This window comes from Streptomyces sp. SDr-06, assembly GCF_003324565.1.
Classification (GTDB): domain Bacteria; phylum Actinomycetota; class Actinomycetes; order Streptomycetales; family Streptomycetaceae; genus Streptomyces.
This window is the reverse complement of the sequence record NZ_QOLA01000008.1, coordinates 40,307-62,755: the sequence shown is the minus strand read 5'-3', so window position 1 is coordinate 62,755 and position 22,449 is coordinate 40,307. Positions and strand designations below refer to the sequence as shown.

The following is a 22,449-nucleotide window of genomic DNA, read 5'->3' as shown; positions in this document are numbered from 1 at the left end:
CGCGATAGCGCGCGGACACAAACGCGCCAAAGGTCGAGTCTAACGGGGTGGGGGAATGCGGTTGCGCCCGTGGGCGGCTCGGGGGGCGATCTACTGGAGATACGCCGGAGCGCCGACGGGCAGGATAAATCGGAACTGCGCGCCGCCGCCGGGACCGCGTCCGACCGTGATGGTGCCGCCGTGCGCCTCGACGATGCCCTTGACGATGTACAGGCCGAGCCCGGTACCGCCGCGCTTGCTCCCCCGCCAGAAGCGGGTGAAGACACGGCCCATCGACTCCTCGGGGATGCCGGGGCCTTCGTCGCTCACGGTGACCGCCGTTCCCTTCTCGTCGTGCTCGTCGATGCGGACGGGTGCTGGTGCCACCTCGATGGTGACGGTTCCCTCGCCGTGGCGCACCGCGTTTTCCAGCAGGTTGCCCAGGACTTGGTCGATCTTGTCCGGATCCGCCCACAGATCGGGCAGGGGCCGCTGGATGCGGACCAGGAAGCGGTCCGGGGACTGCCCGGAGGCGACGTGGGCCTGGAGGTGGCGGCCGACGGCGGCCGGGATGTCGACGGGCTGGCGGCGCACTTCGAGACGGCCCGAGTCGATGCGCGAGATGTCGAGGAGTTCGGCGATGAGCCGCGTGACGCGGTTGGCGTCGGCGTCGACGGTCTCCAGCATGAGCCGCTTCTGGTCGTCGGTGAAGCGCTCCCACTTGGCGAGCAGCGTCGCGGTGAAGCCCTTCACGGAGGTCAGCGGCGAGCGCAGCTCGTGCGCGACGGTGGCGATGAGCTCGGCGTGCGAGCGCTCGGTACGCCGCCGGGCCTCGGTGGAGCGCAGGCTGACCACGACCCGGCGCACGGGCCCGGTCGGGTGCTCGCGCACGTACCGCGCGGAGACCAGCACCTCGCGTCCGCCGGGCAGCAGCAGATTGCGTTCGGGCTGGCCGACGCGGATGGCGAGGCCGCCGTACGGGTCGGTGAGCTGCCACCAGCGGCGGCCCTTGAGGTCCTCAAGGGGCAGCGCCCGCTCCAGCGGAAAGCCGAGTGCCTCGTGCTTGGCCACCGCCGTGATCCGTACGGCGGCGGCGTTGAAGCAGATCACCTGTCCCTTGTCGTCGGCGACCACGATGCCGTCGGGCAGGTCGTCGGGGTCGAAGCCGAGGACGTCAGGACGGCCGGACGGACACAGCGCGGTGCTGTTGCCGATGCTGCTCATGCCGACAGCCATCCCCGTATCCCACCTCTCCGAAGCGCTGAGTGGGCCCCCGAGCCCGCAACACTACTAGTACGAGGTGACGGAACGGCACCCTCCGGCAGCACGCTGCGCACGAGCGGAGGCGTAGAGGCACACGGCCGCGGCGGTGGCGAGGTTGAGGCTTTCGGCCTTGCCGTGGATGGGCACGCGCACCACGGCGTCCGCGAGTGCGCGGGTCTCGTCGGGCAGCCCCCAAGCCTCGTTGCCGAAGATCCACGCGGTGGGCCCGCCCATGGTCCCCGCGTCAAGCTCCGCGTCGAGGTCGTCCTCGCCCGCTCCGTCGGCCGCCAGGATGCGTACGCCCGCGTCCCGCAGGCCCTGGACGGCCTGCTCGACGGGGACGCCCACCGCGACCGGCAGGTGGAAGAGCGAACCGACCGACGCCCGCACCGACTTGGGGTTGTAGAGGTCGACGGAGGCGTCGGTGAGGACGACCGCGTCGGCGCCCGCGGCGTCCGCGCAGCGCAGTACGGTGCCGGCGTTCCCGGGGTCGCGGACGTGCGCGAGCACGGCGACCAGCTGGGGCTTCGCCCGGAGGATCTCCTCGAACGGGGAGTCCAGGAAGCGGCAGACCCCGACCAGGCCCTGCGGCGTGACGGTCTGGGAGACCTCGGCCAGCACCTCGTCGTCGGCGTAGTGGACGCGGGCTCCGGCGTCGAGGGCGGCGGCCACGATGTCGGCGTAGCGCTCGGCGGCCTCGACGGTGGTGAACAGCTCGATCAGGGTGGGCTCGCCGTCGCTGCGGTGCTCGACGGCCTCGCGCACGGCCTGGGGCCCCTCGGCGATGAACCGGCGTTCCTTGCCCCGGAAGTTGCGCCGGGCGAGCCGGCGGGCGGCGGCGACGCGCGGAGAACGCGGGGAGATCAGCTCGGGGGTGCCCATGGGTCGGCGGCTCTCATTTCGTACGGGGTGCGGATGTCGCGGCCGGGAAGCGGCGAGGGGGGAACGCAGCGGACCCGCAGGCGGAAGGCCTGCGGGTCCGGGCAATGCCAGCAAAGGGCGCCTGATCAGGCGGCGGCCTTCGGGGCGTTGACGTCGCTCGGGAGGGCCTTCTGGGCCACCTCGACGAGCGCGGCGAACGCGTTGGCGTCGTTGACCGCGAGCTCGGCCAGGATCTTGCGGTCCACCTCGATGTTGGCGGCCTTCAGACCCTGGATGAGGCGGTTGTACGTCATGCCGTTCTGGCGGGCAGCGGCGTTGATGCGCTGGATCCACAGCTGACGGAAGTCGCCCTTGCGCTTCTTGCGGTCGTTGTAGTTGTAGACCAGCGAGTGGGTGACCTGCTCCTTGGCCTTGCGGTACAGGCGCGAACGCTGACCGCGGTAGCCGGAGGCCGCCTCGAGAATTGCCCGGCGCTTCTTGTGGGCGTTGACTGCCCGCTTGACGCGTGCCACTTGTTAACTCCTTGTAGCGGGGCCGTGGTTGGACTCACACGGCCCGAAATCGAATAGGTCCCGGTCTCGACGTTCCGCCTCCGGGGACCGGAGGCGGAGGAACGTCACTTGCCGAGAAGCTTCTTGATCTTCTTGGCGTCGCCCGGGGCCATCTCGGCGTTGCCGGTGAGGCGACGCGTCAGCTTGGACGACTTGTGCTCGAGCAGGTGGCGCTTGCCGGCGCGCTCACGGAGCACCTTGCCGGAGCCGGTGATCTTGAAGCGCTTGCTGGCACCGCTGTGCGACTTGTTCTTCGGCATAGCGCCGTTATCTCCTCGTCAGTGGCGCTCCCAGCCGGTCCGGGGACCGGCGCTCGGGAGCGTCATATGTATCGGTTGATATCCGGAACGGGCTGTCCCGGAATCAGGCCTCGGCGGGTTCCTCGGCCGGCGCTGCCTCGGCGACGGGCGCCTCGGCGACGGTCTCGTCCTGAGCGGACTCCTCCGTCTGAGCCGACTGACCCTGGCGCTCCGCCTTGCGGGCCGCCTGGGCCTCACGGGCTTCGGCCATCGCCTCGGTCTTCTTCTTGTGCGGACCGAGAACCATGATCATGTTTCGGCCGTCCTGCTTCGGGCTGGACTCGACGAAGCCGAGCTCCTCCACGTCCGAAGCGAGGCGCTGGAGCAGCCGGTAGCCGAGTTCCGGCCGGGACTGCTCGCGACCACGGAACATGATCGTGATCTTGACCTTGTCGCCCTGCTTGAGGAACCGGACGACGTGACCCTTCTTGGTGTCATAGTCGTGCGGGTCGATCTTCGGCCGGAGCTTCATCTCCTTGATGACCGTGTGCGCCTGGTTCTTGCGCGCCTCACGGGCCTTCATGGCCGACTCGTACTTGAACTTCCCGTAGTCCATGAGCTTGCACACGGGCGGACGGGCGGTCGCCGCGACCTCGACCAGGTCGAGGTCGTACTCCTGGGCGAGCTCCAGGGCCTTGGCAAGCGGAACGATTCCGACCTGCTCGCCGCTGGGGCCGACAAGTCGCACCTCGGGAACGCGAATCCGGTCGTTGATGCGGGGCTCGGCGCTGATGGATCCTCCTCGGTAGCACCACACGACTGTCTGGCAGACAGCCGCGTACGTCACTGTTGACGTGACCAACCGCCACGAGGCACAAAAAATGCCCCGGACGGACACAGGCGGGGCTCCAAGAAAACCGGAACACCGCCGCGGTCTACCGCGGGGCGCACATCGGGCGGCTCCATCGTCCGTACGGAACGATGGTGGCCACCTGACCGGATGACCCGCCGCCCCTGAGGATGGCCGGGTGGGAGATCGGAGCCTCCACTTGTGGGCCGGGCACACGTGCCTGGCCGGTCGTTACACAAGGTTAGCAGCATCCGGACAGAGGGGCTAATCGAAGGCGCGGGAAGAGGCGCGGCGGACACCGCATATCGTGTGGGCATGAGTGAGACGCCCCCCCTTGAGCCCGCAGACTTCGACACCATGGCCCGCGACATCGCGGAGGTCCCGGCGGTCGAGGTGATCGTGACGGTCGCCGTGAACCTGATGAGCGCCGCCGCCGTGAAGCTCGGGCTGACCGAGGAGGGCGACCAGTACAAGGACCTCGACGAGGCCCGCAAGCTGGTGCACGCCCTGGCCGGCCTGCTCGACGCCGGGGCCACCGAGATCTCGTCCTTCCACGCCGCGCCGCTGCGCGACGGCCTCAAGTCGCTCCAGCTGGCCTTCCGCGAGGCGTCGATCGTGCCGGACGAGCCGGGCCAGGGCCCGGGCGAGAAGTACACGGGCGCCGTCTTCGGCTGAGCCCCGCCACCGACCGAACGGCCGAGCCGCTCCTCCCCCTCAGCGGGTGAAGAGCGGCTCGTTCGGCTGTGGGGCCCCGGACGGCAGCACGGCGAGGTCGAGGCCGCGTACGAGGCGGGCCCGCAGGGTCTCGTCCGCGGCGATCAGCTCGGCCACCTCGCGGGCCGCGTCGGCGGGCACCACCCCGTCGGCGAGGACCAGGGCGAGCGTCCCGTCGGCCCGGCCGGGGCCGAGGTGGGCCCGCAGCACCGAGGGAACGGCGGCCACCGCCGCGCGCACCGCCTCGGTCACCGACGGGTCCGCGAGCGGGTCGGCGCTCGCGCGTCCCTCCGCGAGGGCCAGCAGCGCCGCGCCCTTCAGCTCGTAGGCGACCGGGCCCGCGAGGTCGATGACCACCGTGTCCGCCTTCTCGTGCACCGCGGCGGCGAGGGCCTGGTGCAGCGGTACGGCGACCGGCCGGGCCGCCGGGTCCCAGAGGGCGAGCGCCTCGGTGGAGGTGAACGCGGGCAGCGCCGTGCGGTCGCCCGCCTTGAGGGTGGGGACGGCCATGTCGCTGGTCTTCTCGCGCTTGAGGCCGTTCCCGTCGATCTCGCTCTCGCCGAGCATCGCGACCACGGGGACGAGCAGCCGGGCCGTGCTCAGCGCGGCGAGCACGCGCGGTTCGGCCGATCTGTCCTTCGCCCAGGCGGCCAGCGCCTCGGTCAGTTCGGGGGCGGCCGTGCCGTCGTCGTCGGAGAAGCCGGAATCCGGAATGTTCTTGAGCGCCACGTCACGAGCCTATCCGGGCCTTCCCGCGGTCTTGCCGCGGGCCGGGTGAGGAGCGCGCTCAGCGCCAGTCGGGCGGGGTCCTGACGCGGGTGGAGCGCCAGAGCGCCACGCCGGTGGCGAGGAGCAGGACGCCGCCGCCCGCGGCGAGGGGGGCCAGCCAGTTCGCCGGGTCGTCGGAGGCGACGGGGGCGTCGGGGCCGCCGCCGAAGTAGGTACTGCCGTACGCCGCGGACTCCGAGCGCAGGCCCCCGGGCTTGAGAGCGGCGGCGGCGGTGAGGGCCGCGGCCGGGTCGATCATGCCGTAGCCCCGCGCGTCGTCGCGGCCGCCCTCGGGGACGTCGCGCGCGGTGCTCGCGAGCACCTTCTTGATCTGCGCCGGGGTGAGACCGGGGTTCGCGGACCGGATGAGGGCGACGGCGCCCGAGACGAACGCGGAGGCGGCGCTGGTGCCCCAGCCCTCGTAGTACTTGCGGTCCGGGTCCGCTATGACGACATCCACCCCGGGGGCGCTGACGGTGGCGTACCAGCGGCGGGTCGAGAAGGAGGCGTGGGTGCCGTTCTTGTCGACCGCGGCCACCGCGATGACGCCGGGGTAGGCGGCCGGGTAGGAGATGTGGTCGCCCTGGTCGCCGCCGTTGCCCGCGGAGGCCACGACGGCGGCGCCCTTGCCGAGCGCGTACTGGATGGCCGCGTCCTCGGCGGGTTCGGGGTGGGCGGAGGCGCTGTCGTCGCCGAGCGAGAGGTTGATGACGTCGGCGCCGTTGTCGGCGGCCCAGCGGATGCCCGCGGCCAGTGCGCCGCCCTTCGTCTCGCGGGCCTGCTTGCGGGCCGGGTCGGTGGACTCCAGGATGACCCGCACCGGAAGGATCTTGGCTTCGGGCGCGATGCCGAGCACCCCGGACTGGTCTCCGGCGCCGTGGCCGTGGCCCGCGATGATGCCGGCCATGGCGGTGCCGTGCCGGGCCCAGTCACGGCTGCCCTGGCCGGCCCCGAAGCCGATGAGGTCGTCGCCGGGCAGCACCTGCCCGGCGAGGTCGGGGTGGCTGCCGTCGACGCCGGTGTCCAGGACGGCGACCGTGATGCCCTTGCCCTTGGTCGTACGCCACGCCTGCTGGGTGTGCATCGCGCCCAGCTCCCACTGGCGGTCGCGGATGCCGTCGGCGTGGGCCGGGGCGGCGGACAGGAGCAGGGTGAGCGCCGCGGCCGCCGCGAGGGCCCCGGCGCTGCGCGGCCGGCGCCGCGGCCGGGTCACGGGCGGCTCGTTCACGAGTGGCTGGGTCATGGGGCGGGCTCCGGGCTCGCGGCGGCCCTCTTGCGCAGGCCGCGTTCGACGTTGTCGGCGATGCCCTTGGCGTCGTGGCCCAGGCCCGCCTCGGCCACCGGCCCGCTCGCCCCGTCGGCCGTGGCCTGTTCGGCGGGCTGGGGGGTGGCGACCGGGCGGCCGTCGGCGAAGCCGGAGACCGCGGTGACGATGACGGGCGCGTCGGTGAGGACCCGCACCGTCCAGCTCGCGCGCTGCCGGTCGCCGAACCCGGCGGCCTCGGTGCCCTTGACCGGGTAGGTGCGCGGCAGCAGATCGGGGCGGTCGGCGAGCTTCTCGCTGGAGAACCGGTTCGCCAGGGCGCTCATCGCGGCGGGTTCGGCCTGGGTGAAGACCAGCCCGACGGTGGTCACGCTGCTGGCGGTCGCGTCCGTGTAGGTGGCGCGCACCATGCGGGCGCAGCCGACGGGTTCGAGGACCTTGAGGAGCAGCGGGTCGAGGGCGCCGGCGCAGTCGCCGTCCGGGGCGACCCCGATGCGGGTCCATTCGCGGTCGGCGCCGCCGGGGCCCGCGCCGGTGCCCCGGATGGTGCGCGGGAAGAGGGTGTCGACCGGCACGCTGTGCCACAGGCCGCGGGCGGCGGTGTAGTTGCCGCCGGTGGCGGGACCGCCGGAGCCGTCGCCCAGCCAGGTGCCCGCGGCGGCTCCGCCGATGAGCCCGGCGCCCAGGACCACGCAGGCGGCGGCCGCGGCCACCACGCCGGGTCGCCGCGCGGGCACCGGCCGCAGCGGGCCGGGCTCGTCGGACAGCGGTTCCGGGGGGAGCAGCGGCTTGGGCGGGGCGGCCGGCAGCGGGGGTATCGCGGGGGGCGGCGGCGCGGGCGAAGCTCTGGGCGGTATGGGGGTGTTCGGGAGGACCGGGCCCGGGTCGATGAGGTCGAGCGCGGAGCGCAGGCGGCTCGCGGGCCCCTCGGGGGCGGGCGCCGGTGCGGGGCTCTCGCCGGACTCGGGTTCCTCGGCGGGCGGCGGCAGTTGGGGAGTGCCCGGGGGTCGTGCGTCGGTGGTCATCCGCCCCCCTCGTGCCCCTCGTGCCGTTCCGTTCAGCCCGCTACCGCGTGGCGTCACTCTACGGGTTGATCCTGTGCGGGCGCAGACCGGGCGGCGGCCCTCCACATCCGCACCGGCTCTCCCCTACCTTGTGGTAACCGCTTCTGGCAGGCTTCCGCCATGACACCCCGCGCCGCTGACCGCGCCCGGTACGACCGGGCGACCGCTCATCTCGACGCGCCCGTCGCGATCGTCGACCTGGGGGCGTTCGACGCCAACGCGGACGACCTCGTGCACCGGGCGGCCGGCAAGCCGATCCGGGTCGCCAGCAAGTCGGTGCGGTGCCGCGCCCTGCTCGAGCGGGTGCTCGCCCGGCCCGGATTCGCGGGGATCATGTCGTTCACGCTCGCCGAGTCGGTGTGGCTGGCGCGCGCCGGTTTCGAGGACGTCCTGCTGGCCTACCCGTCCGCGGACCGGGCCTCCTTCGCCGAGCTGACCTCGGATCCCAAGCTCGCCCGCGCGGTGACCGTGATGGTGGACGACCCGGCGCAGCTCGACCTCGTGGACCGGGCGCGCGAGGACGACGGCCTGGAGGTACGGGTCTGCCTGGAGCTCGACACCTCGCTCCAGCTGTTCGGCGGCCGGGTGCGCGTGGGCGCCCGCCGCTCCCCGCTGCGCACCCCGGCCCAACTCGCCGAGCTGGCCCGCTCGGTGGCCCGGCGGCCCGGCTTCCGGCTGGTCGGGCTGATGGCGTACGAGGGCCATGTGGCGGGGGTCGGCGACGCGGTGGCCGGCCGCCCCGTGCGCTCGCGCGCGATCCGGCTGATGCAGGCCACGGCCCGCAAGGAGCTGGCGGCGCGGCGGGCCGAGGTGGTGCGGGCCGTGCGGGCGGTCGTGCCGGATCTGGAGTTCGTCAACGGCGGGGGCACGGGCAGCGTGCAGCACACGGCGGCCGAGGCGGCGGTGACCGAGATCGCCGCGGGGTCGGGACTGTACGTGCCGCGGCTCTTCGACAACTACACGTCGTTCAGCGGACGTCCGGCGGCGCTGTTCGCCCAGCCGGTGGTGCGCCGGCCGGGCGTGGGGGTCGTGACGGTGCTCGGCGGCGGCTACCCGGCCTCGGGCGCGCCCGGCGCGGACCGCCTGCCGGTGCCGTATCTGCCGGAGGGGCTGCACTACGACCCGCAGGAGGGTGCGGGCGAGGTGCAGACGCCGCTGCTCGGCTCCCCCGCGGACGATCTGCTGATCGGCGACAAGGTGTGGTTCCGCCACGCGAAGGCGGGTGAACTGTGCGAGCGCTTCGACGCGTTGTACCTCGTCGAGGGCGACCGGGTGGCGGCGACCGTGCCGACGTACCGGGGCGAGGGCCGCACCTTCCTGTAGCTCACCGGGACGGCGGGGCCAGGCTGCTGCCGACTCCGCCGTTCAGGGCGCCGCCGATGGGCGCGATGCCGCGCGTGATGGTGTCCATGAGGGCGAGCGGCGGACCGGCCGCGCCCGCGTCGAAGGCGAACCGCGCGATGACCATCGCCTCGCTGCCGACGGTCGAGGGGAAGGCGAGCGACTCGACGTAGCCGCCGGGCCCCGCACCCGTCTTCACCTCCCAGCGCACCAGGTAGCCGGTGCGACCGTTGACCACCACGGGGCCGGCCCTCATCTCCCGGTGCGAGGTGATGCCGTTGTAGGGGCGGGCGCCGCCGCGGTTGTGGTCGTAGGCGTCGTTGGCCGCGTCGGTGATGTCGTTCCTGGCGATGGCCTCGGCGGTCTTGAGGTCGGTCATGGTGGCCGTCGACGTGGTGACCTTGCCGTGGTGGCAGTACCCGAAGTCGCCGGGGCAGTCGTAGGTGTCCTTGGTGGCCATCGTGACGAGGCCGGTCGCCAGGTCGTCGGTCTTCTCCCAGCCGTCCGGGATCGGCAGCGTGATGCCGTTGAGCTGGTCGACGAGGGTGTGCGGGTCGGGCGCCGGAGGTGAACTCGCCTTCAGTGAGGGCGGGTTGACGGGAGCCGCGGCTCCCGGGCTCGTGCTCGTCGCGGGCGGGCCGTCGGCGCCGCGGCCGAGGTAGGCGACCGCGGCGACGATCGCGGCCACCAGGAGCACGGCGAGGGCCACCAGCGGGCCGCGCCGCCGCGCGGGCGGCGCGACGACCACGGCGACCGGCTGCGGCCCGATGACCTGGCCGCCCGGCGCCCTGATGTGGGCGGTCCAGGCGACGCCGTCCCACCAGCGTTCGGTGCCGGGCGCGCCCGGGTCCGGGTACCAGCCGGGCGGCGTCGTCATGCTCATGCACCCACCCTAGGACGGGGTTTCAGCCCCCGTACACGGTGTCCCACTGATCCGGGACGACGCTGCCGTCGGCGCGCCGCACGGGGGCCGGGGTGCCGTCGTGGTCGGTGTAGCCGGTGCTCGCGCAGGGGTAGGGCGCGGCCTTGTGGCCCTTCGGCTCGATGAACATCGGGTTCACGATCCAGCGGCCGTCGCTGTCGTCGTAGGCCCGGCACATCAGCTCGTTCTTGTTGCGGTTCAGGACCAGCCGCAGGCCGGTCGCGTCCCGCAGGAAGGACACGTCGGTGTCGGAGTCGCCGGCGGCGAACACCTGTCGCCTGGCGGCCGGCTGGACCTTCTCGGCCGCGGCGCCGCGCACCCCGAGGATCTCCTGGTTGATCCAGCAGCGCTTGCCGTCGATGTAGGTGATCACCGAGTCGTCGCCGTCCTTCGCCGACCCGCAGCCCTTGAGGTGTGAGGTGATGCGGCCGTGCTCGGTGGTGGAGCGGATGCCGATGGCGTGGTCGGGGTCGACGCCCGCGCCGCGCGCCCACACGTCGACGACCGGCTCGGGCGAGGCCGAGGTGATCCAGACGTCGAAGCCCGCCTTCTTCAGCGTACGGATCAGGTCGCGCTGCTGGTCGTAGTAGCGCACCCAGGCCGTCGCCCTGGTGTTGCTGCCGACGGTCTGCACGGCGTCGGCGGGCGCGTTCAGGTTCTCGGTGCGGGCCGCCGACGCGAAGGCCTTGACCTGGGCCGGGGTCCAGCCGTGCAGGAGCTGGGCGAGCCAGGCGTACGAGGGCTCGATGGTGCGGCGGTCGTACCCGGCGAACGCGGCGGCGCCCTTGCCGGTCTTCCCCTCGCCGTAGACCGCGAGGATCTCGTCGGCGCAGGGGGTGTCGGTGGCAGTCGGGAGGGTCCTGGAACTGCCGGCCGGGCAGGCGGCGGCGAGGGACTTCGCCGCGTCGTCGGTCAGATAGCGGCTGGTGGTGTGCCAGTCGCCGTGCACCGGGCGCTGGATCCTGGAGTTGCGCAGCAGCCAGTACATCGTGGCGTCGCCGACGTCGTTCTTGACGACGGTGTTGTCCCAGTCGAAGACGGCGACCGGCTTCTTGCCGTGGCCCGCGCCCGATCCGCACGTTCCGTAGCGGTCGATCAGCTCCTGGAGCCGGGCCTTGTTGTCCCCGTACCACCCCTGGGAGATGGTCAGTTGGGGGCAGTGGGGCGTCCGTGCCTCGGCGGGCTGGGCGGCGACGAGACCGGCCGCGGCGATGGAGAGGGCCGCGGCGAGGACCGGCAGCCGGCGGGCGGCGGGGGGCGTGGACACGCTGGAGGACTCCTGTCGTCGGGAAGATCATCGCGGACGTTAGACAGCACAGCCGGGCGTCGTGCGACGCCCGGCTGCCGGGTGGGTGGCCCCGAGGTGAACAACGGGGGCTGGCGTGTCTAGAGCGGGGTGACGTACGCGCCGGAGATGCCGCCGTCGACCAGGAAGTCGGTGGCGTTGATGAAGGAGGAGTCGTCGCTGGCGAGGAAGGCGACCGCGGCGGCGATCTCGTCGGCCTCCGCGAACCGGCCCGCCGGGATGTGCACCAGGCGGCGCGCGGCGCGCTCCGGGTCCTTGGCGAACAGCTCCTGGAGCAGCGGGGTGTTGACCGGCCCCGGGCACAGCGCGTTGACCCGGATGCCCTCGCGGGCGAACTGCACGCCGAGTTCGCGCGACATGGCGAGCACGCCGCCCTTGGAGGCGGTGTACGAGATCTGCGAGGTGGCGGCGCCCATGATGGCCACGAACGAGGCGGTGTTGATGATGGAGCCCCGGCCCTGGCGCTGCATGTACGGGAGCGCCGCCTTGCAGCACAGGTAGACGGAGGTGAGGTTGACCTCCTGGACCCGGCGCCAGGCGTCGAGTCCGGTGGTGAGGATGGAGTCGTCGTCGGGCGGCGAGATGCCCGCGTTGTTGAACGCGATGTCGACGCTGCCGTAGGTGTCGAAGGCCGTCCTGAAGAGCACTTCGACCTGCTCCTGGTCGGTGACGTCGACCTGGACGAAGGTGCCGCCGACCGCTTCGGCGGCGGCCTTTCCGGCGCTCTCGTCGACGTCGCCGCACACCACGTTCGCGCCCTCGGCGGCGAGCCGCCTGGCGGTGGCGAGGCCGATGCCGCTGCCGGCCCCGGTGATGACGGCGGTGCGGCCGACCAGGCGGCGGCAGATGATGTCGTCGGTCATGTGTGCTCAGGCCTCCGTGCTGATGAAGACGTTCTTGGTTTCGGTGAAAGCGGTGAGGGCGTCGGGGCCGAGTTCCCGGCCGAGGCCGGACTGCCGGTAGCCGCCGAAGGGGGTCGCATAGCGCACGCTGGAATGGGAGTTGACCGACAGGTTGCCCGCCGCGACGGACCGCGATACGCGCAGCGCGCGTCCCACGTCACGGGTCCAGATCGACCCGGACAGGCCGTACTCGGTGGCGTTGGCGAGCCGTACCGCGTCCGCCTCGTCCTCGAAGGGCAGCACGACGGCGACCGGCCCGAAGATCTCCTCGACGGCGGCGGGCGCGTCCGCGTCCAGGCCGGTCAGGACGGTCGGCGGGAACCAGAAGCCAGGGCCTTCGGGGGCGCTGCCCCGGATGCCGGGCGCGTCGCCGGCGACGTACGACCGGACGCGCTCCAGCTGGACGCGTGAGATCAGCGGGCCCATCTGGGTCTTGTCGTCGGCCGGGTCGCCGACGACGATCTCCTGGATCGCGGGGCCGAGCAGCTCCATGAAGCGGTCGTAGGCGGTGCGCTGGACCAGGATGCGGGTGCGGGCGCAGCAGTCCTGGCCGGAGTTGTCCAGGAAGGACATGGGGGTGCTCAGCGCGGCGGCCTCGATGTCGGCGTCGGCGAAGACGATGTTGGGGCTCTTGCCGCCGAGTTCGAGGGTGACCCGCTTCACGCGGTCGGCGCACTTGGCCATGATCTGCTTGCCGACGCGGGTCGAGCCGGTGAACACGATCTTCGCGACGCCGGGGTGCTCGACGAGGGCGGCGCCCGCGACACCGCCCGCGCCCGGGAGCACCTGGAAGAGGCCCTCGGGAAGCCCCGCCTCCAGGGCGAGTTCGGCCAGGCGAAGCGCGGTGAGCGGGGTCGTCTCGGCGGGCTTGAGGATCACCGCGTTGCCCGCCGCGAGCGCGGGGGCAGTGCCCCAGGCGGCGATCGGCATCGGGAAGTTCCAGGGGGCGATGACGCCGATGACGCCGAGCGGTTCGAGCAGCGTGATGTCGAGACCGCCCGCGACCGGGATCTGACGACCGTTCAGACGCTCCACTCCCCCGGCCGCGTAGTCGAGCAGATCGCGCACGTTGCCCGCCTCCCAGCGGGCGTTGCCGATGGTGTGGCCGGCCTCGCGGACCTCCAGCCGGGCCAGTTCCTCGACGTGATCGTCGACGACGGCCGCGAAGCGGCGCAGGAGGCGGGCCCGGTCGGCGGGGGCGGCCGCGGCCCAGCCGCGCTGGGCGGCGCGGGCCCGCAGGACGGCCGCGTCGATGTCGGCGGCGGTGGCCCCGGGAAGGCTCGCGATCACCTCCTCGGTGGCCGGGTTGAGGACCTGGAGCTCGTCAGCGGTGGACACGTCGTTCCTCACAGGCGTTCGAAGGAGCGGCGGAGCTCCCAGTCGGTCACCGCGGCGTCGAACGCGTCGAGTTCGACCCGCGCCATGTTGCGGTAGTGCGCCACGACCTCGTCCCCGAAGGCGGCCTTGGCGATGGGGCTGTTCTCCCACAGTTCGGCGGCCTCGCGCAGGGTGGTGGGCACGTGCGCGTAGTCGCCGACGTAGGCGTTGGAGGTGCAGGCCTCGGGGAGTTCGAGCTCGTTCTCGATGCCGTAGAGACCGGCCGCGACGAGCCCGGCGACGGCCAGGTGCGGGTTGACGTCGCCGCCCGGCAGACGGTTCTCGAAGCGGGTCGAGGCGCCGTGGCCGACGACGCGGAGCGCGCAGGTGCGGTTGTCGTGGCCCCAGGCGACGGCGGTGGGCGCGAAGGAACCCGGCTGGAAGCGCTTGTAGGAGTTGATGTTCGGCGCGTACAGGAGGGAGAAGTCGCGCAGCGCGGCGAGCTGTCCGGCCAGGAAGTGGCGCATCACGGGCGACATGGGGTCGGGGCCTTCGCCCGCCATCACGTTGCGGCCGTCCTCGTCGGTGAGCGAGAGGTGGATGTGACAGGAATTGCCCTCGCGCTGGTCGTACTTGGCCATGAAGGTGAGCGAGACGCCCTCCTGGGCCGCGATCTCCTTGGCGCCCGTCTTGTAGATGGCGTGCTGGTCGCAGGTGACCAGGGCCTCGTCGTAGCGGAAGACGATCTCGTGCTGGCCGGGGTTGCACTCGCCCTTGGCGGACTCGACGGTCAGACCGGCCGCCTGCATCTCGTTGCGGATGCGGCGCAACAGCGGCTCGATGCGGCCGGTGCCGAGCACCGAGTAGTCGATGTTGTACTGGTTGGCCGGGGTGAGGCCCTGGTATCCGGCGTCCCAGGCCTGCTCGTAGCTGTCCCGGAACACGATGAACTCGAGTTCGGTGCCGACCTGCGCGGTGTAGCCGAGCTCGGCCAGGCGCTCCAGCTGGCGGCGCAGGATCTGGCGGGGGGCCGCGACCACGGGCGAGCCGTCGTTCCAGCCGAGGTCGGCGATCAGCATCGCGGTGCCCTCGTTCCACGGGACGCGGCGCAGCGTCGCGGGGTCGGCGTGCATGGCGAAGTCGCCGTAGCCGCGCTCCCAGGACGACATCGCGTAGCCGTCGACGGTGTTCATCTCGGTGTCGACGGCGAGCAGGTAGTTGCAGCCTTCGGTGCCGTGCGCCAGGACCTCGTCGAGGAAGAACCCGGCCGCGAAGCGCTTGCCCTGCAACCGCCCTTGCATATCAGGGAAGGCGAGGACGACAGTGTCGATCTCACCGCCCGCGACGAGGGCGCGCAGCTCCTCGATCGAGAGCGGGGGTGTGCGGTCTGCCACGGGAAGCTCCTCCTTGGGTCAGCCGAGAGCCATAAGGTATGGGGTAAGACCATTGATTGGGAAGGGGGATCCGCGACGTGGCGAAGAAGATCGACTCGGCGGACCGCACGGAGGGCCGGACGCCCGACACGCTCGTCCCCGTACTGCGGACCGTACGGGCCGGGAACGGCTTCGAGGAAGCGCTGGAGCAGATTCTCCAGCTGCTGCGCCTGGGGCTGGTGCCGCCGGGCGAACGGCTGCCCTCCGAGCGGGAGTTGGCCGAGCGGATGGGGATCAGCCGGGTCACCCTGCGCGAGGTGCTCAAGGTGCTCCAGGAGCAGGGCCTGGTGGAGAGCCGGCGCGGCCGCTACGGCGGCACCTTCGTGCTGCCCCGGGCCGCCGAGGGCGGCGAGGACGAGCTGCGCCGGCGCGTCGCCTCGGTCGACGTGGAGGACATCCTGCGCTTCCGCGAGGTGCTCGAGGTCGGCGCGGCGGGGCTGTGCGCCGCGCACGGGCTGACCGAGGAGGGCGCCGGGCGGCTGCGGGCCGCGCTCACCGCGACGCACGACGCCGAGCTCACCGACTACCGCCGCCAGGACACCCTGCTCCACCTCACGCTCGCCGAACTGTCCGGATCGCCCACGCTCACCGCCCAGTACGCGGCGGTGCGGGCCACCGTCAACGACCTCCTGGACTGCATCCCGCTCCTGGTCCGCAACCTGGAGCACTCCCAGCACCAGCACACCGCGCTCGTCGAGGCGGTGCTCGACGGCGACGCGGACGGGGCGCGCGAGGTGATGCGGGAGCACTGCGGGGGCACCGCGGCCCTGCTGCGCGGCTTCCTGACCTGACCGGGCCGCACCGGACCCGCGCCGCCCGGGGCCCGCTCGGGCCCACCCGGCCGCGCGTTCACCGCCGAAGTCCGTAACCGCGGTTTTACGTACACCCCTTGCGCTTCCCCCTGCCCTCCAGCAAAGGTATGCACCCGAACCATTGACCTGATCTTCCTTGACGATCATCTGGAGCGGCTCATGGCCGAGGACACCGACCTGCGCACCGCACCATCCGCGCCCGCCAACGGCGCCCAAGACGCCCAGGACGCCCAGGACGACTACCTGCACCGGCGCACCCTGCGGCGCGGCAGCGCCGGCTGGCTGCTGCTCACCGGGCTCGGCGTCGCCTATGTGGTCTCCGGCGACTTCTCCGGCTGGAACATCGGCCTGTCCAAGGGCGGGTTCGGCGGCCTGGCCATCGCCACCGTCCTGATGGGCGTCATGTACGCCTGTCTGGTGTTCTCGCTGGCCGAGCTCTCGGCCATCCTGCCCACGGCGGGCGGCGGCTACGGCTTCGCGCGCCGGGCGCTCGGCACCTGGGGCGGATTCCTGACCGGCACCGCGATCCTCATCGAGTACATCCTGGCACCCGCCGCGATCTCGCTGTTCATCGGCGACTACGTCGAATCGCTCGGCCTGTTCGGGCTCACCTCGGGCTGGCCCGTCTACCTCGCCTGCTTCGCGATCTTCATCGGGATCCATCTGTGGGGCGTCGGCGAGGCGCTGCGCTTCAGCCTCGTGGTCACCGCCGTCGCCGTGGCCGCCCTGCTGGTCTTCGCCGTCGGCGCCTTCACCGATTTCGACGCGTCCCGCCTCAACGACATCCCGGTGGACACCTCGGCGTTCGGCGCCAATTCCTGGCTGCCGTTCGGGGTGCTCGGCATCTGGGCCGCGTTCCCGTTCGGCATGTGGTTCTTCCTCGGCGTCGAAGGGGTGCCGCTGGCGGCGGAGGAGGCCAAGGACCCGGTGCGGTCCATGCCGCGCGCGCTCGCGATCTCCCTGTCGATCCTCGTGCTGCTCGCCGTGGTCACCTTCGCGGCCGCGACCGGCGCGCACGGCTCCGCCGCGATCAAGGACGCGGGCAACCCGCTGGTCGTGGCGCTCCAGGGCGACGGCGGCCCGACCGCGCTGAGCCGCTTCGTCAACTACGCGGGGCTCGCGGGCCTGGTGGCGTCCTTCTTCTCGCTGATCTTCGCGGGTTCGCGCCAGCTCTTCGCCCTGTCGAGGGCCGGCTACCTGCCCCGCTTCCTGTCCCTGACCAGCCGCCGCAAGTCGCCCTACCTCGGCCTGCTGATCCCCGGCGCGCTCGGTTTCACGCTGGCGGCCTGGAGCGGCAACGGCGGCCGGATGCTGAACGTCGCGGTCTTCGGCGCCACCATCTCCTACGCCCTGATGGCGCTCTCGCACCTGGTCCTGCGCCGCCGTGAACCGGGCCTGGAGCGGCCGTACCGCACCCCCGGCGGGGTCCTGACCTCGTCGGCCGCCTTCGTGCTCGCCCTGTTCGCGCTGGTCGCGACGTTCCTGGTGGACAAGGACGCGGCGTTCATCGCGCTCGGCGTCTACGCGATCGCGCTCGCCTACTTCGCCTTCTACAGTCGCCACCGTCTGGTCGCCCACGCGCCCGAGGAGGAGTTCGCCGCCCTGGCCGCGGCCGAGGCGGAACTCGCCCGGGACTGACTCACTCAACGAATGGAGACCACCGCCGTGCCCAAGCCGCTCATCGGCATCAGTACGTATCTGGAGCCCGCCCGGTGGGGCGTGTGGGACCTGCCCGCGGCCCTGCTGCCCGCGGGATATCCCCGGCTGGTGCGGGCGTCCGGCGGACTCGCCGCGATGCTGCCGCCCGACGACGACCCGGCGGCCGCGGCCGCGGTGGTGGCGCGCCTGGACGGCCTGGTCATCGCGGGCGGGGCCGATGTGGAGCCGGCCCGGTACGGGGCCGAGCCGTCGCCCCGTACCGGTCCCCCCGCCCGCGAGCGGGACGCCTGGGAACTCGCCCTGATCGACGCGGCGCTCGCCTCCGGCACCCCGCTGCTCGGCATCTGCCGCGGGCTCCAGCTCCTGAACGTCGCGCTCGGCGGCACCCTGGTCCAGCACCTGGAGGGACACACGGGCGGGCGGGGCGAGTTCGGCAGCCACACCGTCAAGCCGGTGCCGGGCACGCTCTACGCCTCGCTGGTCCCCGAGGCCGCGGACGTGCCCACCTACCACCACCAGTGCGTGGACCGGCTCGGCGCCGGTCTCGTGGCCTCGGCCCACGCGGCGGACGGCACCGTCGAGGCGGCCGAGCTGCCCGGCGCCGGCTGGGTCCTGGGCGTCCAGTGGCATCCGGAGACGGGCCGTGACACCCGGGTGACCGAGGGGCTGGTGCGGGCCGCGGCCGGTCGCTGAAGGCCCAGCTCAGCGCCGCCGTGACGGCCTCGGACCCGGTGCGGGCCGGGGCCGTACGACACGCCCGGGAACCCTCACCCTTCCGAGGGGGTGACGATTCGGCGATCATCCGGGTATCTTCCTCTCGCCGCCCCTCACAAGGCGGGTTCTCCGAGACTCCTCGCCTTCACCTGGCCGCTCGTTCCTCTTCGCGCTCTCGTTCCTTCCCTGGCCATTTCACGGACACATCCTGACCATGTGTTCCTCCGTGTCCCCCGCTCTCCCCGCCCACCGGTGGGGAAGCTCCACCGCGCCCCGAAGGACCTGAAGGCCCCGTGCCCGCACCCGTCATCCTGTCGGGCCGTTCCGTACGGCTCGAACCGCTCGCCGCGTCCCACGCCCCGGCCCTGGCCGCCGCGGCGGCCGCCGACCGGACCTCGTACGCCTTCACGCCCGTGCCGCACGGACTCGAAGCGGCGCACCTCTACGTCCAGAGCGCACTGGCCGACCAGGAGGCCGGGCGCAGCCTGGCGTTCGCGACCGTACGGGCCGCGGACGGTCTGGTGGTGGGCTCGACCCGGTTCTGCGAACTCGACTACTGGGACGGTCCCGTGGTGTGGCCGCCCGCGCCGCGCGGCCCGCTCTGCGGCGGCGCCGACGCGATCCCGGACGCGGCCGAGATCGGCGGCACCTGGCTCTCCGCGCACGCCCAGGGCACCGGCATCAACACCGAGGCCAAGCTCCTGATGTTCCAGCACGCCTTCGACGTCTGGCGGGTGCGCCGGATCTCGCTGCGCGCCGACGCCCGCAACACCCGCTCGCGAGCCGCGATCGAGCGGCTCGGGGCGGTGTGCGAGGGGGTGCGCCGGGTCCACACCCGGGGCCTGGACGGGCTCGTGCGGGGCACGGCGTTCTACTCGGTCCTCGACGAGGAGTGGCCCGTGGTGCGCCACACCATCGAGCAGCGCCTGGAGCGTGCCCGCGAGGGCGCCGACGCCCGCCGCCTGGTGCCCGCCTGACGGTGCCTCAGGTGGGCCGGGCCAGCGAGAGCAGGTCGCGGGCGGGACCGGCGGGCAGCGGGCCCCGGCGCCACACCGCGCGCAGATCGCGCCGCAGCCGCACGCCCTCGACCGGGATCTGCACCAGACGCCGGGCCGCCAGCTCCTCGCCGAGCGCGAGTTCGCTGAGCACCGAGGGCCCGGCCCCGCTGAGGACGGCCGCCTTCACCGCGGTGGTGGAGGCGAGTTCGATCAGGGGCTGGGCGAGCCCGCCGTGGGCGGCGAGGGCCGCGTCCAGGACCTGGCGGGTGCCCGAGCCCTGTTCGCGCAGGATCAGCGGGGTCGCGGCCAGTTCGGCGGGCGGCAGCGGCCGGCGCCTGCGGGCCCAGGGGTGCGCGGGGGCCGTCACCACGACGAGCCGGTCGTGGCCGATGACCGCCCCGTCCAGGCCCGTGGGCACCCCGAGCCCCTCGACGAACCCGAGGTCGGCCTCGTCCGAGAGCAGCCGCTCGGCGACCACGGCCGAGTTCCCGGCGCTGAGCGACACGGCGGTGCCGGGGCGTTCCGCGCGCAGCGCGATCAGCCAGCCCGGCAGCAGGTACTCGGCGATGGTCATGCTCGCGGCGACCCGCAGACGCGAGTCCCGGCGGCCCCGCAGCGCCTGCGCGCCCGCGTCGAACGCCTCGGCGGCCTCCACGACCCGGCGCGCCCAGTCCGTCACCAGGACGCCCTCGGCGGTGAGCCGGGAGCCGCGCGGTGAGCGGTCCACGAGGGTGACGCCGAGCAGGCGCTCCATCGAGCGGACGCGACTGCTCGCGGCGGGCTGGGTGATGCCGAGGTCGCGGGCCGCCCGCCCGAGGCTGCCGTGCCGGGCGACGGCGAGCAGCAGCTCCATCGCCCCCAGGTCCGGGACCCGGTGGGCGAGCGGGGGCGTGTCCTCGGGACCGTTCGTGCTCATAAACCCAGCTTATGGCCCCATAGCTCCAGGGGGCGTGGCGGGGGCCCGGCACCCGGACGAACCTGGACTCATGGCCACCGTCGCGCAACCGCGCTCCCGCACCCAACCCACCGTCGTCACCCTGCGTCGCCGTCCCGCGCTGCGCCACCTCGGACCGAACTGGTACGCCGCGGTCATGGGCACCGCGATCATCGCCAACGCGGGCGCGGGCCTGCCGTTCCACGTCCCCGGCCTCCCGGTCGTCTGGGCGCTGTCGCTGGCCCTGCTCGTCGTCCTGCTCGTGGCCCGCGCCGGACACTGGCTGCACCACCGCGACCAGGCCCGCGCGCATCTGCTCGACCCGGCCGTGGCGCCGTTCTACGGGTGCCTGTCGATGGCGTTCCTGGCCGTCGGCATCGGTTCCCTCTCCGTCGGCGCCGACCTGATCGGCGAGTCCGCAGCGGTGCCGCTGGCCTGGGCGCTCTACGGCGTGGGCACCCTGATCGGGCTCGTCGCCGCGGTGGCCGTCCCCTATCTGATGGTGGTGCGGCACGAGGTGGCCCCCGGCAGCGCCTCGCCGGTCTGGCTGCTGCCCGTCGTCGCCCCCATGGTCTCGGCGACCCTGGGCCCGCTGCTCGTCCCCCACCTGCCCGCCGGCCAGGCCCGCGAGGCGCTGCTCCTCGGCTCGTACGCGATGTTCGGCATGAGCCTGCTCGCCACCCTGGTCATCCTGCCCGTGGTGTTCTCGCGCCTGGTCCACCAGGGCGCGCTGCCCCTCCTTCTGACCCCCACCCTGTTCCTGGTGCTCGGCCCGCTCGGCCAGTCCACCACCGCCGTGAACAAGCTGGCCGATGTCGCCCCCGGCGCGATCGGCGCCACCTACGCGCACGGCATGAGCGCCTTCGCCGTCCTGTACGGGGTGCCGGTGATGGGCTTCGCCCTGATGTGGCTGGCGCTCGCGGTGGCCATGGCCGTGCGCGCGGCCCGGCGCGGCATGGGCTTCGCGATGACCTGGTGGGCCTTCACCTTCCCCGTCGGCACCTGCGTCACCGGCGCCGAGGGCCTCGCCCGCCACACCGGTCTGCACGCCTTCGACTGGCTGTCGGTCGCGCTGTACGCCCTGCTGGTGGCGGCCTGGCTGGCGGCCGGGTTCCACACCGTGCGGGGCCTCGTCACCGGCAGGCTGCTCGCGGCCCCCGGCAGGAAGTAGCCCCCGCGCGGATCACCGACCGGTCCCGAGCGCCGCGCCGAGCACGGCCGGCGCCCGGACCAGCGACGGGCCGTACCAGGTGAGGTGGCGGCCGTCGACGAGGGCGGCGGGCAGCGCGGGGAAGGCCTCGGGGCCGTCGTCGGGCGTGAAGCGGTAGGGCTCGTCGGGCAGCACCACGAGGTCGGCCCCCGCCGCGTTCAGCTCGTCGACGCCGACGCGGGGGTAGCGCTCGGCGTGGTCGGCGTAGACGTTGTGCACGCCGAGCCGGGCAAGGAGGTCGCCCGCGAAGGTGTCCCGGCCGAGCACCATCCAGGGGCGCCGCCAGACCGGCACGACGGCCGTCCGCCGGTGCCCCGGGCGCACCCCGGCCCAGGCCCGCTCGGCCGCCTCCAGCCAGTCGGGCCGGGCCAGACCGCAGCCGTCGACGAGGACCCGCTCCAGTTCGGTGAAGGCCTCCGGGAGCGAGCGGACCTCGGTGACCAGGACGTCGAGTCCGGCGGCGCCGAGGGCCGCCAGGTCCACGGCCCGGTTCTCCTCCTCGTTGGCGACCACCAGGTCCGGGGCGAGCGCGACGATCCGCTCGACGTCCGGGTTCTTGGTGCCGCCCACGCGGACGGCGTCCAGCCCGGCCGGACGGGTGCACCACTCGGTCGCGCCCACCAGGAGCCCGGGGGCACTGACCGCGACCGCTTCCGTCAGCGACGGGACGAGGGAGACCACCCTCATCAGTGGCGGGTCTCCTCGATGGCCTCGATGTGGTCGGCGACCGCGACGACCAGGATGCGGGTGCCGGGCAGCGCCGCCCGCCAGCGGTGGCGCACGCCGCCGGACAGGCACAGCGTGTCGCCCCGCTCCAGGCGGTAGGCGCGGCCCTCGGCCTCGACCTCGGCCGCCCCGTCGGCCACGTACATCAACTCGTCGTTGCGGTGCTGGAATTCGCGCCCGGTGTCCTGCTCGCCGGTGAACTCCATGGCGTGCAGCTGGTGGTGGCCGCGCAGCAGCGGCCGTACCCCGGGGACCTCCCCCTCGGGCGCGGAGCGGACGACGTCGACGGTGCGGCCGCAGTCGGCCGCGTCGTACAGCTCGCCGACCGTGGTGTTCAGGGCGTCCGCCACCCGCTGGAGCGAGCGGGCGCTGGGGCGGGCGCGCTCGTTCTCGACCTGGCTGAGGAACGGCACCGACAGACCGCTGCGCTCGGCGACCACGGCGAGGGTGAGGCCGAGGCTGCGGCGCAGGCGCCGTACCGCCACCCCGACCCGAAGAGTTTCCTTGTCGTCCATCTCCCGGGCTCCCTCCCAGTCACTCGGTCCGCGGTCGCACCGGTTGCGTTCACGTCACCCTACGCAGCTTCGGGCCCGGACGGGAC

General features: G+C 73.2%; 23 protein-coding genes. 7 read left to right on the top strand and 16 right to left on the bottom strand.

Annotated elements, in window-relative coordinates; genetic code table 11:
* Positions 1-90: 90 nt before the first annotated feature.
* The 5 genes from DT019_RS18495 to infC all read right to left on the bottom strand — a co-directional run bounded on the left by DT019_RS18495 (position 91) and on the right by infC (position 3,731).
* A complete protein-coding gene (locus DT019_RS18495; protein ID WP_223279658.1) occupies positions 91-1,203 on the bottom strand; it encodes an ATP-binding protein in 1,113 nt (370 codons plus the stop codon).
* A gap of 66 nt (positions 1,204-1,269) precedes the next feature.
* A complete protein-coding gene (locus tag DT019_RS18490) occupies positions 1,270-2,124 on the bottom strand; it encodes a TrmH family RNA methyltransferase (RefSeq protein ID WP_114037953.1) in 855 nt (284 codons plus the stop codon).
* A gap of 125 nt (positions 2,125-2,249) precedes the next feature.
* A complete protein-coding gene (gene rplT / locus DT019_RS18485) occupies positions 2,250-2,636 on the bottom strand; it encodes a 50S ribosomal protein L20 (protein ID WP_114037952.1) in 387 nt (128 codons plus the stop codon).
* Positions 2,637-2,740: 104 nt separating this feature from the next.
* Complete coding sequence (gene rpmI, locus DT019_RS18480) at positions 2,741-2,935, bottom strand: 50S ribosomal protein L35 (protein WP_030754426.1); 195 nt, start codon at positions 2,933-2,935, stop codon at positions 2,741-2,743.
* Positions 2,936-3,038: 103 nt separating this feature from the next.
* Entirely contained in the window at positions 3,039-3,731 is a 693-nt protein-coding gene (gene infC / locus DT019_RS18475; protein ID WP_114037951.1) for a translation initiation factor IF-3, read from the bottom strand.
* A gap of 348 nt (positions 3,732-4,079) precedes the next feature.
* On the opposite strand from infC, the gene DT019_RS18470 reads away from it, so the two are divergent.
* Entirely contained in the window at positions 4,080-4,439 is a 360-nt protein-coding gene (locus DT019_RS18470; protein WP_114037950.1) for a DUF1844 domain-containing protein, read from the top strand.
* A 39-nt stretch (positions 4,440-4,478) separates the two neighbouring features.
* On the opposite strand, the gene DT019_RS18465 is transcribed toward DT019_RS18470, so the two are convergent.
* Genes DT019_RS18465 through DT019_RS18455 form a run of 3 tightly spaced genes read right to left on the bottom strand, consistent with a single transcriptional unit; the run spans position 4,479 to position 7,535 of the window.
* Positions 4,479-5,207, bottom strand: coding sequence for an SseB family protein (locus DT019_RS18465; RefSeq protein WP_114037949.1), 729 nt, complete (start codon positions 5,205-5,207; stop codon positions 4,479-4,481).
* Between the two features lie 58 nt (positions 5,208-5,265).
* On the bottom strand, positions 5,266-6,489 hold the full coding sequence (gene mycP / locus DT019_RS18460) for a type VII secretion-associated serine protease mycosin (RefSeq protein ID WP_114037948.1): 1,224 nt from the start codon (positions 6,487-6,489) through the stop codon (positions 5,266-5,268).
* Positions 6,486-7,535, bottom strand: coding sequence for a hypothetical protein (locus DT019_RS18455; RefSeq protein WP_223279657.1), 1,050 nt, complete (start codon positions 7,533-7,535; stop codon positions 6,486-6,488). The genes mycP and DT019_RS18455 overlap by 4 nt, the downstream gene beginning before the upstream one ends.
* A gap of 159 nt (positions 7,536-7,694) precedes the next feature.
* Here DT019_RS18455 and DT019_RS18450 point away from each other — a divergent pair, with 159 nt between their 5' ends.
* Complete coding sequence (locus DT019_RS18450; protein ID WP_114037947.1) at positions 7,695-8,897, top strand: amino acid deaminase/aldolase; 1,203 nt, start codon at positions 7,695-7,697, stop codon at positions 8,895-8,897.
* Between the two features lies 1 nt (position 8,898).
* Here the strand turns inward: DT019_RS18450 and DT019_RS18445 are convergent, their stop codons facing one another.
* The 5 genes from DT019_RS18445 to DT019_RS18425 form a co-directional block, all read right to left on the bottom strand.
* The gene (locus DT019_RS18445; protein WP_114037946.1) at positions 8,899-9,798 is read right to left on the bottom strand and encodes a DUF2510 domain-containing protein; all 900 of its coding nucleotides are present in this window, start codon (positions 9,796-9,798) and stop codon (positions 8,899-8,901) included.
* Between the two features lie 22 nt (positions 9,799-9,820).
* Positions 9,821-11,104, bottom strand: coding sequence for an HAD family hydrolase (locus tag DT019_RS18440; protein WP_114037945.1), 1,284 nt, complete (start codon positions 11,102-11,104; stop codon positions 9,821-9,823).
* A gap of 119 nt (positions 11,105-11,223) precedes the next feature.
* Positions 11,224-12,006, bottom strand: a complete 783-nt coding sequence (locus DT019_RS18435; protein WP_114037944.1) for a 3-oxoacyl-ACP reductase — start codon at positions 12,004-12,006, stop codon at positions 11,224-11,226.
* Positions 12,007-12,012: 6 nt separating this feature from the next.
* Complete coding sequence (locus tag DT019_RS18430; RefSeq protein ID WP_114037943.1) at positions 12,013-13,383, bottom strand: aldehyde dehydrogenase family protein; 1,371 nt, start codon at positions 13,381-13,383, stop codon at positions 12,013-12,015.
* 8 nt (positions 13,384-13,391) lie between these two features.
* Positions 13,392-14,756 (bottom strand): glutamine synthetase family protein, encoded by a 1,365-nt coding sequence (locus tag DT019_RS18425; protein ID WP_114037942.1) that lies wholly within the window; start codon positions 14,754-14,756, stop codon positions 13,392-13,394.
* Positions 14,757-14,833: 77 nt separating this feature from the next.
* Here DT019_RS18425 and DT019_RS18420 point away from each other — a divergent pair, with 77 nt between their 5' ends.
* The 4 genes from DT019_RS18420 (at position 14,834) to DT019_RS18405 (ending at position 18,957) form a co-directional block, all read left to right on the top strand.
* The gene (locus DT019_RS18420; protein WP_223279656.1) at positions 14,834-15,586 is read left to right on the top strand and encodes a FadR/GntR family transcriptional regulator; all 753 of its coding nucleotides are present in this window, start codon (positions 14,834-14,836) and stop codon (positions 15,584-15,586) included.
* A 180-nt stretch (positions 15,587-15,766) separates the two neighbouring features.
* On the top strand, positions 15,767-17,245 hold the full coding sequence (eat, locus tag DT019_RS18415) for an ethanolamine permease (protein WP_223279655.1): 1,479 nt from the start codon (positions 15,767-15,769) through the stop codon (positions 17,243-17,245).
* Positions 17,246-17,257: 12 nt separating this feature from the next.
* Complete coding sequence (locus DT019_RS18410) at positions 17,258-17,959, top strand: gamma-glutamyl-gamma-aminobutyrate hydrolase family protein (protein ID WP_223279654.1); 702 nt, start codon at positions 17,258-17,260, stop codon at positions 17,957-17,959.
* A 314-nt stretch (positions 17,960-18,273) separates the two neighbouring features.
* A complete protein-coding gene (locus tag DT019_RS18405; RefSeq protein WP_114037941.1) occupies positions 18,274-18,957 on the top strand; it encodes a GNAT family N-acetyltransferase in 684 nt (227 codons plus the stop codon).
* Between the two features lie 7 nt (positions 18,958-18,964).
* On the opposite strand, the gene DT019_RS18400 is transcribed toward DT019_RS18405, so the two are convergent.
* Complete coding sequence (locus DT019_RS18400; RefSeq protein ID WP_114037940.1) at positions 18,965-19,894, bottom strand: LysR family transcriptional regulator; 930 nt, start codon at positions 19,892-19,894, stop codon at positions 18,965-18,967.
* A gap of 70 nt (positions 19,895-19,964) precedes the next feature.
* Between DT019_RS18400 and DT019_RS18395 the strand changes: the two genes are divergently transcribed.
* A complete protein-coding gene (locus tag DT019_RS18395) occupies positions 19,965-21,083 on the top strand; it encodes a TDT family transporter (protein WP_114037939.1) in 1,119 nt (372 codons plus the stop codon).
* A 12-nt stretch (positions 21,084-21,095) separates the two neighbouring features.
* On the opposite strand, the gene DT019_RS18390 is transcribed toward DT019_RS18395, so the two are convergent.
* Together DT019_RS18390 and DT019_RS18385 are read right to left on the bottom strand one after the other, a co-directional pair.
* The gene (locus DT019_RS18390; protein WP_114037938.1) at positions 21,096-21,809 is read right to left on the bottom strand and encodes a helical backbone metal receptor; all 714 of its coding nucleotides are present in this window, start codon (positions 21,807-21,809) and stop codon (positions 21,096-21,098) included.
* The gene (locus DT019_RS18385; RefSeq protein ID WP_114037937.1) at positions 21,809-22,363 is read right to left on the bottom strand and encodes a helix-turn-helix domain-containing protein; all 555 of its coding nucleotides are present in this window, start codon (positions 22,361-22,363) and stop codon (positions 21,809-21,811) included. Before DT019_RS18385 ends, DT019_RS18390 begins: the two co-directional genes overlap by 1 nt.
* Positions 22,364-22,449: the final 86 nt, after the last annotated feature.

Excerpts from the sequence above, each read along its gene's own strand:
- DT019_RS18435 (WP_114037944.1), bottom strand. The coding sequence starts at position 12,006 with ATGACCGACGACATCATCTGCCGCCGCCTGGTCGGCCGCACCGCCGTC.
- eat (WP_223279655.1), top strand. The coding sequence starts at position 15,767 with ATGGCCGAGGACACCGACCTGCGCACCGCACCATCCGCGCCCGCCAAC.
- DT019_RS18385 (WP_114037937.1), bottom strand. The coding sequence starts at position 22,363 with ATGGACGACAAGGAAACTCTTCGGGTCGGGGTGGCGGTACGGCGCCTG.
- DT019_RS18410 (WP_223279654.1), top strand. The coding sequence starts at position 17,258 with ATGGAGACCACCGCCGTGCCCAAGCCGCTCATCGGCATCAGTACGTAT.
- DT019_RS18400 (WP_114037940.1), bottom strand. The coding sequence starts at position 19,894 with ATGAGCACGAACGGTCCCGAGGACACGCCCCCGCTCGCCCACCGGGTC.
- DT019_RS18445 (WP_114037946.1), bottom strand. The coding sequence starts at position 9,798 with ATGAGCATGACGACGCCGCCCGGCTGGTACCCGGACCCGGGCGCGCCC.
- DT019_RS18470 (WP_114037950.1), top strand. The coding sequence starts at position 4,080 with ATGAGTGAGACGCCCCCCCTTGAGCCCGCAGACTTCGACACCATGGCC.
- mycP (WP_114037948.1), bottom strand. The coding sequence starts at position 6,489 with ATGACCCAGCCACTCGTGAACGAGCCGCCCGTGACCCGGCCGCGGCGC.
- DT019_RS18395 (WP_114037939.1), top strand. The coding sequence starts at position 19,965 with ATGGCCACCGTCGCGCAACCGCGCTCCCGCACCCAACCCACCGTCGTC.
- DT019_RS18390 (WP_114037938.1), bottom strand. The coding sequence starts at position 21,809 with ATGAGGGTGGTCTCCCTCGTCCCGTCGCTGACGGAAGCGGTCGCGGTC.
- DT019_RS18490 (WP_114037953.1), bottom strand. The coding sequence starts at position 2,124 with ATGGGCACCCCCGAGCTGATCTCCCCGCGTTCTCCGCGCGTCGCCGCC.
- rpmI (WP_030754426.1), bottom strand. The coding sequence starts at position 2,935 with ATGCCGAAGAACAAGTCGCACAGCGGTGCCAGCAAGCGCTTCAAGATC.
- DT019_RS18495 (WP_223279658.1), bottom strand. The coding sequence starts at position 1,203 with ATGAGCAGCATCGGCAACAGCACCGCGCTGTGTCCGTCCGGCCGTCCT.
- DT019_RS18455 (WP_223279657.1), bottom strand. The coding sequence starts at position 7,535 with ATGACCACCGACGCACGACCCCCGGGCACTCCCCAACTGCCGCCGCCC.
- DT019_RS18450 (WP_114037947.1), top strand. The coding sequence starts at position 7,695 with ATGACACCCCGCGCCGCTGACCGCGCCCGGTACGACCGGGCGACCGCT.